At 64.7% G+C, this 15939-nt stretch carries 10 protein-coding genes; 1 reads left to right on the plus strand and 9 read right to left on the minus strand.

The window, feature by feature from the left end; all coding sequences use genetic code 11:
- Positions 1-10: 10 nt before the first annotated feature.
- The gene (locus F7P65_RS15265; protein WP_338053908.1) at positions 11-871 is read left to right on the plus strand and encodes an SDR family NAD(P)-dependent oxidoreductase; all 861 of its coding nucleotides are present in this window, start codon (positions 11-13) and stop codon (positions 869-871) included.
- 24 nt (positions 872-895) lie between these two features.
- On the opposite strand, the gene F7P65_RS15270 is transcribed toward F7P65_RS15265, so the two are convergent.
- The 9 genes from F7P65_RS15270 to F7P65_RS15310 form a co-directional block, all read right to left on the minus strand.
- Complete coding sequence (locus F7P65_RS15270; RefSeq protein WP_150293211.1) at positions 896-1690, minus strand: enoyl-CoA hydratase-related protein; 795 nt, start codon at positions 1688-1690, stop codon at positions 896-898.
- Between the two features lie 3 nt (positions 1691-1693).
- Complete coding sequence (locus tag F7P65_RS15275; protein WP_162854640.1) at positions 1694-3817, minus strand: acetate--CoA ligase family protein; 2124 nt, start codon at positions 3815-3817, stop codon at positions 1694-1696.
- Positions 3818-3825: 8 nt separating this feature from the next.
- Entirely contained in the window at positions 3826-4950 is a 1125-nt protein-coding gene (locus F7P65_RS15280; protein ID WP_150293215.1) for an NAD(P)H-dependent flavin oxidoreductase, read from the minus strand.
- 31 nt (positions 4951-4981) lie between these two features.
- Entirely contained in the window at positions 4982-7144 is a 2163-nt protein-coding gene (locus tag F7P65_RS15285) for an acyl-CoA dehydrogenase family protein (RefSeq protein WP_162854641.1), read from the minus strand.
- Positions 7141-8643, minus strand: coding sequence for an acetyl-CoA acetyltransferase (locus F7P65_RS15290; RefSeq protein ID WP_150293219.1), 1503 nt, complete (start codon positions 8641-8643; stop codon positions 7141-7143). The genes F7P65_RS15285 and F7P65_RS15290 overlap by 4 nt, the downstream gene beginning before the upstream one ends.
- A 77-nt stretch (positions 8644-8720) precedes the next feature.
- On the minus strand, positions 8721-11120 hold the full coding sequence (locus tag F7P65_RS15295; protein WP_205452098.1) for a TonB-dependent receptor: 2400 nt from the start codon (positions 11118-11120) through the stop codon (positions 8721-8723).
- 94 nt (positions 11121-11214) lie between these two features.
- On the minus strand, positions 11215-12150 hold the full coding sequence (locus tag F7P65_RS15300; protein ID WP_162854643.1) for an alpha/beta hydrolase: 936 nt from the start codon (positions 12148-12150) through the stop codon (positions 11215-11217).
- Entirely contained in the window at positions 12140-14236 is a 2097-nt protein-coding gene (locus tag F7P65_RS15305; protein ID WP_150293225.1) for a PQQ-dependent dehydrogenase, methanol/ethanol family, read from the minus strand. Before F7P65_RS15305 ends, F7P65_RS15300 begins: the two co-directional genes overlap by 11 nt.
- 3 nt (positions 14237-14239) lie before the next feature.
- Positions 14240-15742, minus strand: coding sequence for an aldehyde dehydrogenase family protein (locus tag F7P65_RS15310; protein ID WP_150293227.1), 1503 nt, complete (start codon positions 15740-15742; stop codon positions 14240-14242).
- Positions 15743-15939 lie beyond the last annotated feature (197 nt).

Below are 15939 nucleotides of genomic sequence, written 5' to 3' on the forward strand. Positions count from 1 at the left end.
GGCCGTCACGATGGCGATGCAGGAACAGGAAGCGGATACGATGGCGACCCTGACGGGCAACGGCGTTCATGGGCGGCTCGCCGGGCGGATGGCCCTTATCACGGGCGGGCTGCGCGGCATCGGCCTGGCCTGCGCCAAGCGGTTCGCCGCCGAGGGCGCGACCCTGCTTCTGTCCGACCTCGACCCGCTGGATGCCCCGGCAGTGCGCGCGGCGCTGGCCGAGTTGGACGGCGCGGCCGACTATATCCGGGCCGACGTGACGTCGGAACAGGACTGGCTTTCGATACGGGCCGCGCTGGACGAAGGCAGCGGCAAGCTCCACATCCTCGTCAACAATGCGGGCATCGACCAGACCGGGGCCATCGATTCCATTTCCCTCGACCTTTGGCATCATGTCATGGACATCAATGCGACCGGCCCTTTTCTGGCCGCCCGGACACTCCTCCCCCAACTGGCGCGGGGCGGAGCGGATGTCCGTGGCGGCGCGTCGGTGATCAACATCAGTTCCATCATGGGAATCGTCGGTCATGCGGAGGCATCCGCCTATAATGCCAGCAAGGGCGCCTTGCGCCTCTTCACCAAGGGCATCGCCATGGAATGGGCGCAGGCCGGGATGGCGATCCGGGCCAATTCCATTCATCCCGGCTGCATATTCACCGCCCTGCTGGAGTCAGGCTTCCAGAACTGGGTGGAAAGGGGATATGCGGCCAGCGTGGACGATCTGGTCGAGGCCATGGCCGCCAAAACGCCGATGGGCCGATTGGGCCGGCCCGAGGATGTGGCGGCAGCCGCCGCCTTTCTCGCCAGCGACGACAGCGCCTATATGACCGGAACCGAACTCGTCATCGACGGCGGATGGACGGCGCAATAGCGCCATCCAGCCAATTCCATTGCATCAATCGACCCAGCGGGGCGCCCGTTTTTCGATAAAGGCCCGCGCGCCTTCCGCGATATTGGGGGAAGCCACCACGGTCGCGATGGCCTGTTCCTGCACGGCCAGAACCTCGGTTTCGTCGCGGTCGGCGGCATAGCGGGTCAGCCGCAGCGTCTCGCGTACCGAGGTCGGCGCGTTCGCCGCAATGGCCCGGGCAAGGTCGAGCGCCGCCGCCACCTCCTGCCCCGCAGGGACGAGCCGGTTCGCCAGGCCAAGCTCATAGGCCCGGCTGGCGGACATCCGCTCGCCCGTAAGCACCATCTCAATCGCCAGCGCGCGCGGCAGAACCCTTGTGATCCGGTGGCATCCGCCCGCGCCCGCGATCAGTCCCCGCTTCACCTCCGGCAGCGCGAAGGCAGCATTCTCGCCCGCGACGATCATGTCGCAGGCGAGCGCGAGTTCCATGCCGCCGCCGAACGCGCCGCCATGCACGGCGGCAATCCAGGGCTTGGACTTGGGCGCATAGACGAAGCCCGCAAACCCCGCGCCGGGGGGCGTTACGCTATCGACGGCGCCGTCCGCCAGCACCCTGAGATCGAGGCCTGCGCAGAAGGTCTTGCCGCGCCCGGCGAGGATCGCGACGCGGATGGACGGATCGCTTTCAATCTGCCGGACGAAATCGCCGAGCAGTCGCGTGATGCTGCCGTTCACCGCATTATGCGTATCCGGCCGGTTCAGCGTCACCAGCGCGATATGATCGCCCACGCGCTCGAAAAGCACTTCCTCGCCCGTGTCGATGTCCAATCGTTCCGTCATGTGTCATACCTTCCAGTGAACGAGGCCATCGAGCGCCTCGATGTCCGCGCCGCGAACGAGAATGGGATTGATCTCCAGCGATTCCAGATCGGGCCCGAGCTGGATAGCTTCGTCCCCGATGCGCGCGATCACGGCCGCCAGCCGGTCGAGATCGGCAGGCGGAATGTTGCGGAAGCCCTGGAGCAGCCGGACTCCACGCAACCGGCCCAGCATGTCCCGCACCTGCCCCGGCGAAACCGGCAAAGGCGCAATCGCGACATCGGCGACCAGTTCGACCAATATGCCGCCAAAGCCCACCGTGATGGTCAGACCCCATATCGGATCGCGCGTGATACCGACCAGCAGTTCGACGCCGCCGCTCCGCATCGGCGACAGGATCACCCCCTCAATTCGCGCATCGGGCCGCGCCGCGGCCACCGCCGCGCAGATTTCGTCAAATGCCTCCCCCGCCGCATCGGGCGCGACATGGAGGCGCACCCCGCCGACCTCCGTCTTGTGCGCGATGTCGGGCGACAATATCTTCAAGACCAGCGGTCCTTCGATCCCGGCCGCCTCGGCTTCCGCCCGGCTCGTCGCCACGCGCGCGGGAATGACGGGTATCGACCGCGACGCCAGATAGTCGAGGACCGCCCGTTCGGTATCGAGCGCGGGCCGCGCCGTGCCCGACGGCGGCGCCTGCCCGAACAGAAAAGGCGGCGGCGATTGCGAAAGCTGCCCCGACCACCATGCCGCCTTTCCGGCAGCGCGCAACATGGCGTCGATACCGCACAGGATATGGGGCAGCCCATGGTCCTCCATGGCCTGACGCGTCATGTCGGTCAGCGACCGCGCCGTGGTCAGGACCATGATGGCGGGCTTGTCGATGGCCTTCACCGCCCGGCCGATAGCACTCAGCGCCGATGGCAGGACAGCCTGTCCCTCCGCCACGGGCACGCTGATGTTGATCGCCACAAGGCCCACGTCCGGCGATGCCGCGGCAATGGGGATCACCCTTTCCAGCAGGCCGGTGTCGCGGACCACCGCGCCGGTGACGTCAAGCGGGTTCAGCGTCGATCCGAAGCCGGGCATCGCCGCCGCCAATGCCGCCGCCGTTTCGGGCGGATGGGGCGGCACCATGATCCCGGCCGCCTCTGCCCCGTCAGCGACGAGTGTGCAGGCCCCGCCCGAGATCGAGATGAATTCAAGACCCTGTGCCGGAAGCGGCCCGGTCGCCGCGAGCAGCCCTGCCGTGACGATCAGATCCTCGGTCGAAAAGACGCGGATGATGCCCAGCCGCTCGCAAACCGCGTCGAAGACCTTGTCATTCCCCGCGAGCGACCCCGTATGCGCCTTGGCCACTTCGGTCGCGAGGTCGCTGCGCCCGATCTTCAGGATGACGATTGGCTTGCGGCGCGCCCGCGCGCGGGTCGCGGCCTGTTCGAAGCGTGCCGGATCGCGGATCGATTCCGCGAAGATCGCGATGGCGCGGGTTTCGTCATGATCGACCAGATAGTCGACGATATCGGCGAGCGTGAGCTGCGCCTCATTGCCCGTCGCCGCCACGAAACTGGTGCCGATATTCTGGCTATGGGCGAATTCGTTGAGTTCGCTCGCGGTCGCGCCGCTCTGCGACACGATGGCGATGCGCGGGGCCAATATCGGCAGCAGCGCGGGTATCGAGGAGATCGGCGTGCGCGCGCTGACATTGTTGAAGCCCAGCGAATTGGGTCCCCAGATGTTCATGCCCCACTCACTCGTCCGCGCCAGCAATTGCTCTTGCAGGGCGACGCCTTCGGCGCCCGCCTCGCCATAGCCCGCCGTCAGGATGACGGCGTTGCGCACTCCCGCCGCCGCCGCATCGGCCAGCGCGTCCAGGACGGCGGCTTGCGGCACGGTGATGAAGGCGACGTCGACCGGCTCCCCCACGTCGCCGCAGGACGCAAAGCCCTTCATGCCCAGAACGTCGGTGCCGCCGCGATTGATCGCGAAGACCCTGCCCGGATAAGCGAAATCACGGAAATTCTTCGCGATGAAGCCGGTCCAGGGCGATTTCTCCGTCGCGCCGACGACAGCGATGCTGCGCGGCGCGAACAGCGTTTCCAACGGATGCCCGCTATCGTTGGCGGCGGGGGTCCTTTGCTCTGCCATGCCGCGCATCATTCCTGCACCGCCGCCATCAGATGTTCGATGGCGTCCGCAAAGTCCGTCTTGAACTCCTGCACCACGGCGGTCGCCGACCGGATGCCGTCCACCAGGCCCACGCCCTGTCCGACCCAATAGCTGGACAGCGCCTTGGCCCCTTCATGCCCCGCATCCGCCGCCCGTTCGATGCGGGCGAAAGTGGGGACGCTGATCAACGCCATCATCGGCATCGGCAGCGCGCCCGGACTGTCAGGACCGTCCCATGCGTCATGCCAGGCGGAGCGCAACTGGCGGCTGGGCTTGCCGGTTCGCGTCTTCGACCGGATCGTGTCGCGCGACGTCGCCTTGACCATCTTTTGCTTGAAGGTCTCGCTCGTTTCCGACTCCGTCGTCGCCAGCCAGATCGAACCCGTCCACGCGCCGGCAGCCCCCATCGCCATGCATCCCGCCATCTGCGCGCCGGTCATGATGCCGCCAGCGGCAAGGACGGGCACCTCCCGGATGGGCTTGATCGCCTTGATGACTTCCGGAACCAGCACCAATGTCGACACTTCGCCGCAATGGCCGCCGGCTTCGCCGCCCTGCGCGACCAGCAGGTCGACGCCCGCATGCACCTGTCGCACGGCATGTTCCTTGGCGCCGACCAGCGCCGCCACCGGCACGCCATGTTTGCGCCCCCTTTCGATCATCGAGGGCGGCGCGATGCCCAGCGCATTGGCGATCAGGCGGATCGGATGGCGAAACGCGACGTCCATCAACGCCTCGCCCGCTTCGGGCACGGTCGGCAGGAAGAGCCGGTCGACGACATCCTCCCGATTGGCGGTCATATCGTGCTTGCGGAGCAGGTCGACGGCGAAATCCACATGCCGGGTGGGCAATTGGGCAACCAGCTCATCGACATCGGTATCATTGTCGATGGGCTGGTTTTCCGGGAGGAGGATGTCGACGCCATAAGGTTTCCCGTCGACATGGTCATCGATCCATTTCAGCTCCTCCTCCAGCGATTCCGGGGTGAAGGAACTGCCCCCCAGCACACCGAAGCCGCCCGCGCGGCTGACAGCCGCCACCACGTCCCGGCAATGGCTGAAGGCGAACAGCGGGAAATCCGCCCCCACCAGATTACGAATGGTCTCCATCATCGTCTCTCCGCAATTTTGGTTCGAAAGCAGTTCACCGGCCCAGTCCCAGGCCGCGAATGGCGATCAGCGATCGCTGGATTTCGTTGCTGCCGCCGCCCACGACATACATGATCGACAGGCGAAGGATTTCCTCGATCAGCCCGTCGGCCGGGGCGTCCGGCGCATCCTGGCCCAGAAGCGCCGTTCCGCCGACCATATCCAACGCAGCCTCGCACAGCGTCTGGGCAAGTTCGCTGGCATAGATTTTGGCGGCGGCGGCCGCGACGAGCGGAGGCGCGCCACCTTCCATGGGCGCAACGGACGCCAGCGCCAGTTCGCGGCCCGTCACCAGCTGGGCGGCGAGTTCGCCAATGCGCGCTGTCGTGGCCGAATCTCCCGCCAGACCCGGCCGGTCGCGCAAAACGCCCAGCAGGCGGTCGAACAAAACCGCCAGACGCGACACGAAACCGCCCATGCCGATCCGCTCATTGGCGAGGGCATTGGCGAGGATCGACCAGCCCTGCCCCTCCTCGCCCAGCCGCCAGTCGGCCGGCAATCGGACGTCGTCAAAGAAAATGCTGCAAAAGACATGCCCATGCAATCCGGTCATGGTCCGCACCGAAATGCCCGGCGAATCCATCGGCAGGATAAACAGGCTGATGCCGGCCTGACGCGCCCGGGACTCGCTTCCCGTGCGCGCGGCGAGGATCATATGGCTGGCGCGATGCCCGTCGGTGGTCCAGATTTTCTGGCCGCTGATGACATAATGGTCGCCTTCGCGCCGCGCGCTCGTGCGCAGGCTGGCGAGGTCCGAACCGGCCTCCGGCTCGCTATAGCCCAGACAGCCGGTCACGCTGCCCGCCCGGATGCGCGGCAGAAGCTGTTCCTTCAGCACAGGGCTGCCATGGGCGATGATCTCCGGCGCGATGATCCGGCACGGACAGACCAAGGCGTGTGCAGGCGCGTCAGCCCGATACATCTCCTCGATAAACGCCAGCTGCTCCAGGGGCGATGCGGCCATGCCCCCCGCCGTTGCCGGCCAGTTGAGCGTCGTCCATCCGTCCCGGCCCAGCCGGGCCAGAAGGTCGAGGTCCCAGTCGCGCTCCTCGAACGGCCGGCTGCGCAACGCGGCGCGATGGGCGGCGGTCCAATTCTCATCCAACCAGTCGCGCAGCCGTGCGCGGAAACCAGCCGCCGGATCGTCCTCGTCCGCGCACAACGCCTGCATCGCGCCGTCACCGGCGGCGATCAGATGCTCCCCCAGCGCATGCCGCGCCCATGCCGCGCCGCCCAGACGCGCGACATCGGCGTGGACCCGCCGGAACAGGGCTGGCGCCGCATGTTCCTCCGCATAGCCGATGGCGCCGAAGCCATGCTGCGTTTCGAGCGCCACCTGACGAAGCGCGGCGCTGGAATAGGCGATTGCTGACGCGGCGCGCGCCAGCCGCGAAGGCGAAGCGCGGTCGCAGGCCCGCGCCGCGCCCAGCAACTGCAACCGGCAGGCGTCCAACCGGATCTGGCTGTCGGCCAGCTTGTGCTGCACCGCCTGAAATGCGCCGATTGCCTGCCCGAACTGCCGCCGCACCTTCGCATAGTCGACGATCAGTTCGAATCCCTGCACCGCCGCGCCCAGCGCCCGCGCGCACAGGCCAAGCCGCAGCAGCGTCAGAAGGTCCTTGGCCCCGTTCGCCAGCGGCCGGGTCGATTGCAGCCTGGCCGACTGGAAACGCACGTCGCACAGGCCGGCGCTCAGGGCGGGCGTTTCCTCGACGCTCAGGCCCGGATCGGTGCGTTCGACCGCTCCGATCCTTCCCGATGGATCGACGATCACCAGATAATCGGCCCGCGCTGCGCCTTCGACCAGCCGCAGCGCGCCCGATGCTGTCCCCTCCGCGAAGGCCACCGTCCCGGCCAAGGCGTCGCCCCCCAGAGCGCCGACCCCCAGCGCGATCCGGCTTCCCGCCGGAACCAGCCCCGGCGCGGCGCGATTGACGATGACCGATTCCAGCACCGGCGCGCTCGAAGCACGGCGGCCCAATTCCATCAGCACCGTCAGGGCATCCTCGAAACTGCCCGCCTCCGGCCCCGAACAGAGCAGCGGCAGGCCCAGCTCGACGGCGACCTGCCATGCTGTTTCCTCATCCGCCGGCCGGGCCGCCAGCGCCCGCCTTACGGACTCGGCCAGCAGGGCGGCATCCAGGTCCGCGACCGTCATGCGGCCCGCCAATAGCCATAGCCATCGGCCGCGCGAACCACGCTGCCACGACATCCCACCGGTTCGACTTCGCCCGAGGTCAGAAAGGCGACGCCGCCCACATCCTCCCCGGCAATGCGGGCGAGGAACCGCCGTCCGTCCGGCGACAGCGCGACGATGGTGCCAAAGCGCGGCGCGCCGTCGCGGTTATAGGGCACCGAAAAGGCTTCGATCCGCCCCGGTCCCTCATAATGCTCGTCCAGCGACGGGACGGCGCCCCGCAACCGGTCAGCCTCCGCCTGGACATCGGAATCCTGGGGAAAGATGGGATCGCGCGGGGCTGTGCGGGACAAGATGATGGAATGGTTGTGCGTCGCGAAACCGCCATTGGCGAAGATCAGGCCGTGCCTGCCGCCCGCGCGCAGCCGGTCGGTCATCGCCGCCGCCGCATGCATCATGCAATTGCCGATCGGCCCCCCGCCGAAGGTCAGCCCGCCATAGACGCTGGGCGACCGATCCAGCGGCCAGTCCAACACGCGGCGCGCCATTTTGGGAATGCAGGGAAAGCAGCTGTAGAGTTCGACGCAATCGAGATCGTCGCGCTCCAGACCGTTGCGCTCCATTGCCCCGGCGATGGACGCGATCATCGCGGGGGAGCGCGCATAGCTGTCGCGGGCGAGGACATCATCGTCCTCATGGGCGGCGGCTCCCGCGCCGACGAAGACGATATGCTCTTCCGGCACTCCCCGATCCCGCGCCTCGGCAAGGCTGGTGAGGATCAGCGCCGCGCCCTGATTGACCGCGCTGTTCGCCACCATCAGCTTGCTATAGGGATGGCTAATCATCCGGTTTTGCGGCGTGACGGTGGTTATGGCATCGGGGTCCAGCGCCTCCCGGCTCCAGGCATGGGGATTGGCCGCCGCGGCAGCGGAATAGGCGGACCAGAGCAGCGCGCTTTCCCGCTGCGCCTCGGCCAAGCTCAGCCCCCAGGCCGCGCGCGTCGCGGATTCATAAAGCGGATAGACGTCAGTCGGCGTCAGCAGGCCATATTGACGCAAGAGCGGACGCGCCCCATCGAGCGCGTCATCCAGAGCGCCGCGCTTCGCCGCGGGATCGGCGCCGACCTGCGCCGTCCGCTGCGCGGCGGTCCGCAACGCTTCCGCGCCGACGATAGCGGCGACCTTCACTTCGCCCGTGGCGATCAGATTGGCGGCATGGTTCAACAGATAGAGCGGACCATCGCCGCTCGGTTCGGGGGTTAACAGGGTCCTTGCCGGCGGATTATCCAGCCGCCCGAGCAGATGAGGCGTGATCGGCTCCTTGCCCGGCCATGGCGCCACATCGCTGCTGATCTGATTTTCGATCCCCAGAAAGTCCAGCCGGTCCAGCCACGCACCCCGCGCATCCCGATCCGCCTGCCCCAGCGCGGCCACCATGAGATCCAGGACGCTCGCCTTCGATTCATGATCGTTGATCTGGCCAACGCCAACGATGACGGGGATTTGCGTGACCTGATTCATGGAAAAAACTCGGCAATCGCGTGAGTGAAAAGGAAGAGCGGAGGGCAAAGCGCCCCCCGCCCCGGTCCATGCCTGCCCTAGAATTTGGACGTGAGCTGGAGCATGACCTGCCGTCCCCGGTTGGGAAGGCCCATCAACTGTACGGTGGTTCCCGGCGTAATCGGCCCACCCGGCTTTTCGGCAACATAGCCCGTATAGATCTTGTTGCCGAGATTACGGCCGATCAGGGCCAGTTCCCATGCGCCATTGGCCGTTCCGACCCGCGCGCTGGCATCGAACAACCAGAAGGACGGCTGCACGCCGAACGGGTTGCCATTATCCATCGCGGAATATTTCGAGCTGTAACGGGCATTTCCGGACAGGCCGAATTGCAGATCGCGGCCGGTCGGCACCGTCAGGTCGAAGCCGCCATTTGCGGTCCAGTCCGGTGCGCGGGCAAGCGGCCTGCCGGCCAGGCTCTGGGAAAAGCTGCCGTTGGCGTTCGGAACATTGCAGCCCAGCGCAAAGGTCTGCCCTCCCCAGCAGCCCGCGATATAATCGAGGTAGCGGGCGTGGTTGTAGGCGACGGCCCCGTTCAGCGTCAGCCATTCGCTGGCGCGGGCGCTCATTTCGACTTCGGCCCCCTTGACCCGCGCGGCGGCGGCATTGGTGATGCTGAAGCTGTTCGTGGCTGCGTTGTACGAGTTCACTTGCAGGTTCGAATATTTATAGGAGTAGATGGCCGAGGTGATGGTGACGCGCCCGTCCAGCACGCGCGCCTTCAGGCCGCCTTCGAACCCTTTGATGGATTCGGATTCGAAGGCAATCGATGCGGGCGTGATCGTCGCCGGAATCAGGTTGGTGCTGACGGAATAGCCGCCGGATTTATACCCTGTCTTATAAGCGACATAGGCGGTGAGATTGGTCGTCGGCCGATAGGTCAATGTCACTTCGGGCGAATAATTATTGTCCGAGAAATTGTTCGGAAACACCTTCCCGACCGGCGCGAGAACGCCCGCCGCTACCAGCAGCGGATGAGCGTAGCTGTGCACCAGGAACGAGTCCTTGGTTTCATGCGTATACCGCACGCCGCCCGCGAGCTCGATATGCGGCGTGACATTCCAGATCAACTGGCCGAACACCGAATAGGTGTCGCCCTTGGTCTGGCCCAGCTTCTCCCAGTCGTGGAATTTTCCGGTCGCCGGATCGGCCGGCAAAGGGGCGATATAAGCCGTATTGAAAAAGTCGAGCTTGGTGTTCTGATAAAAGGCGCCGATCAGGAAATTGACCGGTGAATCGAATTTCGAAAGGAGACGAAGCTCCTGGCTGATCGACCGATATTTTTCCTGTTCCGACGCATCATATCCCATGAATACGGTGGCATCATAGTTGTCGAAATATCGTGCGTTGCTTTTATAATATCCGGTAATCGACGTTAGCGTCAAATCGTCCGTCTCATAATTTAGTTGCAGACTTCCCAGATACATCTTGATCTTGCTATAGGGATTTTGCCGGGCGTTCGGCCAATTATCCGCCCGCCCTGCCGGAAGGGCACCGTTCGAATAATTTCTGTCGAACTTGCAGTTGCCGAAGGGGTCTGCAACCACAACCCCGGGAGCCGCCGCATAGCTGTTGACCGGCGTACTGAAAGCCCCGCAATTGTAGAGCTGCTGACCCGCCGACGGCCCATCGTCGCTATAACTGTCGGCGGCGATTTTCAGCACCGCGTTGAACGGACTGTCAACAGGTTCATAGGACAGCGTCAGGCGGCCCGCCAGTTCCTCTTCGCCGGGCCGCGTCGTCTTGGGGGCCTGCGGCAGATTGGCCGGGTTCCCGCCCGCGAACGGCCACTGCGCCAACGTCACCTGGCCCGCGGTGTTCCGCAGCCAGCCGTCCATGTTGCGATAGCGCACCGCCAAACGCGCGCCAAACGAGTCCGAAAGCGGTCCAGACACCGCACCCTCGACAATGGCTTCGTCCGCGACGAATTCGTAGCCGACGCGGGCATAGCCCTCGAACTTGCGGGTTGGATTGGCCGAGGTCATGCTGATGACGCCAGCCGGGCTGTTCTTGCCGAAGAACAGGGCTTGCGGACCCTTCATGACCTGAACTTGCGCAAGGTCGAGCATGCCGAACTTGATGATGCGCGCACGCCCTGCCTGCACGCCGTCGACATAGATGGAAACCGCCTGGTCAAAGCCCGCATTCGACGGCGAAGTGCCGATGCCGCGCAGCGTGACGGCGGCCCCCCCGCCGTTCGATCCATTGTCGATGGAAAGCGAAGGCGCGATTTTGATCAGGTCGCGCGTATCGGTTACCGCCTTCTTGAACAGTTCATCGCCCGCGATCGCAGTGACGGCGACCGGAGCCGCGATGAGCGTTTCATTGCGTTGACGCGCGGTGACGACAATCTCGTTCGACGCGTATCCGGCAGAGCTGGATGGAGAAGCATCAGCATTCTGGGCATAGGCGGGCGCCGCCAACGCAATCGATACCAAAGAAGCCGAAAAAAGAAGACGCGGCCTTAGATGATTCTTAGGAACCCTGTTAATAACAAACATAACACCCTCCTCTCCTATATTTTATATAATTTCAGTCAATCAAACTCAAAACTCCATCAATAGTATTTTTAATGTAATCGACTCCGGATGGCATGGCTTTCCTGAAAGTAATGATGCCGTGGATATAGCCGGATGCCTCGACATGCTTCGAAGGCACGCCGCCCGCCCGACAGGCGGCGACGAACGCCCGCCCCTCGTCACGCAAAACGTCATGGCTGCATGTCAGGATCGCCACGGGCGGCGTTCGCGCCGGATCGAAAGCCGCCAGGGGGGAACATCCCTTGTCGCTGCGCCGCTCGATATCAGGCACATAATGATCGACGAAATAGGACACGTCCGCCGCCTCGAGCATGAAGCCTTTCGCGAATTCCCGATGAGAGGGCGCGCGATGCGTGAGGTCGAGCGCCGGATAGAATAGGAGCAACGCCTTGATGTCCAGCCGGGCGGCATCGTCCTGATAGGCCAACCCGGCCGCCAGCCCGCCTCCGGCGCTGTCGCCCGACAGGATCATGCCGTTGACGGCGCCGAACGGGCTTCGGCCGTCCGAAAGCCAGCGGGCGACCCCCATCACATCGTCGATCGCTCCGGGAAAAGGCGTTTCGGGAGCCAGGCGATACCCGACGCTGACGACGCGCAATTGCGAATATCGGGCCAGAAAGCGGCAAAAGCTGTCATGACTTTCGATGTCGCAAGCAACCCATCCGCCGCCATGCATGAACAGGATGACCGGCCCCTCGTCGCGACAGACCGGCGGACTGTACATCCGCACAGGAATTTCCCGGCGGTCCAACGCCACCTCGACGTCTTCGGCCAGCACGCCAAGGTCGGGCGGCGCGTCGAAGATCCCTCCCATCCCCCTGACTGCCTGCCGCACCTGTTCGACGGTCATTTCCCGAAACGAAAGGCCGGGCCCCTGCGCGAGAGCGGCGAGGAAAGCGGCGGTTTCCGGCGCGAGATCAGTTTCCATCCTCACCCTCCTTCGCGCGGACGGCCGCTGCGCGCGCCTCTGTCTGGACATAGAGGCGGATGCTTTCCGCATCCGCAGGGGTCAGGCTATTCCTGAAACTCACCATCCCCCGCTCGGAAAGGATGCCGTCGATGACAACCGACTGCCACGTCGCCTTGTCCGTCAGGACCCCGCTGCGGCGCAGGTCGGGCGTCACATTCGCGGACAGGACGCCCGACGAATGGCAGCGCGAGCAATTTTGCGCATAGAGCGACCCGCCGCGCTCCACCGCCGCCGCCGGTAGCGCTTCCTGCGTGATGGCGAAAGGAAGGACATCGGGCCGGGGCGGCAGTTTGGCGACGCCGCCGAGCTTGAACACCAACAGCCGCCCGTTCATCCGTGGCCGGGGACCGTACAGATACGGTAAGGCCAGCGGCATCCCCCCGCCATAGCCCGCCATCACCGCCACATATTGCGTGTCCCCGATGCGATAGGTCATCGGCGCCGCGACGATTCCGGATTGACTGTCAAAGCGCCAAAGTTCTTGCCCGTTCCTGTCGTCATAGGCCACGAACGCGCCGGCTCCATCCCCCTGAAAGACCAGGCCGCCTCCCGTCGCGAGAACACCGCCGTTGATGGGACGCGGATGGACGACCTGCCACGCCGGTTTCTGGGTCACCGGGTTCCAGGCAATCAGCGCGCCGTGGAGTCCTTTCCGTGCCGCAGCCAGTTCGGCGGGCGTGCCAGGCGGCGGCGCGGCTTCCAGATTGACGCCCAGATTGAAATGATTCTGGCGGAACCGGAAATTCTTATCCTCCTCATAGAGAAACGGAACCGACTGGGCGGGAATATAGACCAGGCCAGTGTTGGGACTATAGGCCATCGGATGCCAGCTATGTGCCCCGACGCTGCCTGGAATGCCCAGTTCACGCTTCAAATAGCGGGCGTTGGCGGTCTCGATCGGCCGCCCGGTCTTCATATCGATGCCGGTGGCCCAGTTGACCGGCACGAAGTTTTTCGCCGAAATCAACTGACCCGTCTTGCGGTCGATGACATAGAAAAAACCGTTTTTCGGCGCCTGCATCAACGCCTGTCGTGTCTTTCCGCCGATCTTCAGATCCGCGAGGATCATCGGCTGGGTGGCGGTAAAGTCCCAGGTTTCACCGGGGTTTTGCTGATAATGCCAAAGATATTTGCCCGTATCGGGATTGAGCGCGACGATGGAAGCGAGGAAGAGATTGTCGCCTTTGCCGTTGGACCGGATCCGGTGGTTCCACGGCGCTCCGTTGCCAACGCCGATATAGAGCTGATCGAGTTGCGGATCATAGACGATCGCATCCCAGACCGTGCCGCCGCCGCCATATTTCCAATAGGAACCGAACCAGGTCGGCGCCGCCTTTTCCCGCAAGACCTGATCGGATGCGGCGCCATCCGGTCCCTTGGCGGGATCGCCGGGAACGGTATAGAAGCGCCAGACCAGTTTCCCCGTTTGGGCATCATAGGCAGAGACATAGCCGCGCGCGCCGAATTCGGCGCCGCCATTGCCGATGAAGATCTTCCCTTTCGCGGCACGCGGCGCGCCGGATATGGTGTAAGACCAGCTTCCGTCGACCGTCTTCACGCTCCAGGCCAGCTTGCCGGTCTTCGCATCGAGCGCGATCAACCGGCCGTCGAGCGTCGCCGAATAGATTTTTCCGTCATAATAGGCCGCGCCCCGGTTGATGACGTCGCAGCAGGCCTTGACGGCGGCCTCGCCCGGCACCTGGGGATCATATTGCCATTTGCGCTCGCCCGTCGCGGCATCGACGGCGATGACCTTGCTCCAGGCAGTCGTGGTATAGAGGATGCCGTCGATGACGAAAGGCGTCGCTTCCTGTCCCCGGTCGGTGTCGAGGTCGACGGACCAGGCAAGGCCCAGCTTGTCGACGGTCGCGCGGTTGATCTGATCGGCCTTCGCATAATGCTGTTCCAGCGGCGAAGCCCCGGGGGAAGACCAGCCGGCGGGATCGTCGACGGGCGCTTCGCCCTTCCCGCCCGACAGGCCATTTCCGCAGCCCGCGAGCGCCAGACCCAATGCCGCCGAAAGAAGGAGGCCGGCTTTCCGCATGGCCTATAGCCCCCCCAGATCGACGAAGACCGATTTGGTTTCGAGGAAGGCCGCGAAACCCTCTTCGCCGAATTCCCGCCCCAGCCCGGATTCCTTGAAGCCGCCGAACGGCATCGCCGGATGGGTAACGCCATAGCAATTCACCCAGACATTGCCGGCGCGCAGGCGCGCGGCCAGGCTATGCGCCTTTGCGAGATGGCTGGTGAAAATGCCTGCGCCCAGCCCATAATTGGTGTCATTGCCCAAGGCCGCCACTTCTTCCAGATCGTCGAAAGGCGTCGCCACCACCACCGGACCGAAAATCTCCTCCCGAACGATGCGCGCGCTCGACGCCAGATTGGTGAAGACGGTCGGCTCTATGAAAAAACCGTCGCGATCCAACGGTCGACCGCCCGCGACAACTTCGCCCCCTTCCGCCTTGCCCATCGCAATATAGTCGACGACGCGCTGGCGCTGCCGGTCTGAAATCATCGGGCCGACCGCGTTCCCGGTGTCGAGGCCGCTGCCGATGCGGAGCGATGCGGCAATGGCCGCCACGCCCTCCACCACGCGGTCGAAAGACGCGCGCTGGACATAGAGCCGCGATCCGGCGAAACAGACCTGGCCGCTATTGGCGAAAATGGCCTGCGCCGCGCCCGGAATGGCCCGGTCCATGTCGGCATCGTCGAACACGATGCACGGGGACTTGCCGCCAAGCTCCAGCGTGGTGCGCTTTATGTGATTGGCCGCCGCGCGCAGAACGGATTTTCCGGTCTCGGTCGAGCCGGTGAAGGAAATCTTGTCGACGCCGGGATGATCGACCAAGGCGGCCCCCGCGTCGCCGAACCCGGTCACGACATTCAGCACCCCGTCCGGAATACCCGCCTGCGACGCCAGCTCGGCGAGGCGCAAGGCAGTCAGCGGCGTGTTCTCCGCCGGCTTGACGATGCAGGTGCAGCCCGCCGCCAGTGCCGGCGCAACCTTGATCATGAAACCCGCAATCGGCCCGTTCCAGGGGGTGATAAGGCCGACCACGCCGACCGGCTCGGGCGCCGTATAGGCATGGAACCGCTGGCCATCGCCGGAAACCGCGGCCGAATTGTGCCGTCCCGCCAGCCGCCCCGCAAGACCGGCATAGTGGCGCAGCCAATTGGCCGACGCCGCGATGCTCCATTGTGCGAAACCAATCGGCATCCCGTTGTTCAAGACTTCGAGTTCGGCCAACTCTTGCGCATGGGCTTCGATGACATCGGCATAACGCCACAGCAATTGCGCACGACTGCCCGCCGACAGATCGCGCCAGGCGGCCGCTTCAAACGCCGTCCGGGCCGCGCGAACAGCCTTGTCGATGTCGGCGGCACCACCCCGCGCCGCCACGGCGATGGGACGGCCGCTCGCAGGATCGATCACCTCGAAATCTTCGCCGCTTTCGGCGGCCACGCATTTGCCGCCTATCCAGAGGGCAGGATCGCGAACCAGAAAACGCGATACCGACGGACCAGGACCTGAAGTTGAATCGACGACCATCGGCGCACTCCTGTCCCACGCCGAAATCGGGAGATTCCGACGTTGACCGCATGGCGGCTCCGGCCTGACGCCTTGTTCGGCTCTGGCCTCTCTCACCATTTTGTTATTGAAACGAAAACTAATCCGGATCCGACATCAAGTCAACACTGTATATCATCGCGCAATATTTGATCGATAAAAATTTGGCCATAGTCCTC

Origin of the sequence: Sphingobium estronivorans (assembly GCF_008692605.1) — a bacterium.
Classification (GTDB): Bacteria; Pseudomonadota; Alphaproteobacteria; order Sphingomonadales; family Sphingomonadaceae; genus Sphingobium; species Sphingobium estronivorans.

What these genes read in the sequence shown, in the direction of transcription:
- F7P65_RS15265 (WP_338053908.1), top strand. Translation starts at nt 11, where the DNA reads ATGGCGATGCAGGAACAGGAAGCGGATACGATGGCGACCCTGACGGGC.
- F7P65_RS15270 (WP_150293211.1), bottom strand. Translation starts at nt 1,690, where the DNA reads ATGACGGAACGATTGGACATCGACACGGGCGAGGAAGTGCTTTTCGAG.
- F7P65_RS15275 (WP_162854640.1), bottom strand. Translation starts at nt 3,817, where the DNA reads ATGGCAGAGCAAAGGACCCCCGCCGCCAACGATAGCGGGCATCCGTTG.
- F7P65_RS15280 (WP_150293215.1), bottom strand. Translation starts at nt 4,950, where the DNA reads ATGATGGAGACCATTCGTAATCTGGTGGGGGCGGATTTCCCGCTGTTC.
- F7P65_RS15285 (WP_162854641.1), bottom strand. Translation starts at nt 7,144, where the DNA reads ATGACGGTCGCGGACCTGGATGCCGCCCTGCTGGCCGAGTCCGTAAGG.
- F7P65_RS15290 (WP_150293219.1), bottom strand. Translation starts at nt 8,643, where the DNA reads ATGAATCAGGTCACGCAAATCCCCGTCATCGTTGGCGTTGGCCAGATC.
- F7P65_RS15300 (WP_162854643.1), bottom strand. Translation starts at nt 12,150, where the DNA reads ATGGAAACTGATCTCGCGCCGGAAACCGCCGCTTTCCTCGCCGCTCTC.
- F7P65_RS15305 (WP_150293225.1), bottom strand. Translation starts at nt 14,236, where the DNA reads ATGCGGAAAGCCGGCCTCCTTCTTTCGGCGGCATTGGGTCTGGCGCTC.
- F7P65_RS15310 (WP_150293227.1), bottom strand. Translation starts at nt 15,742, where the DNA reads ATGGTCGTCGATTCAACTTCAGGTCCTGGTCCGTCGGTATCGCGTTTT.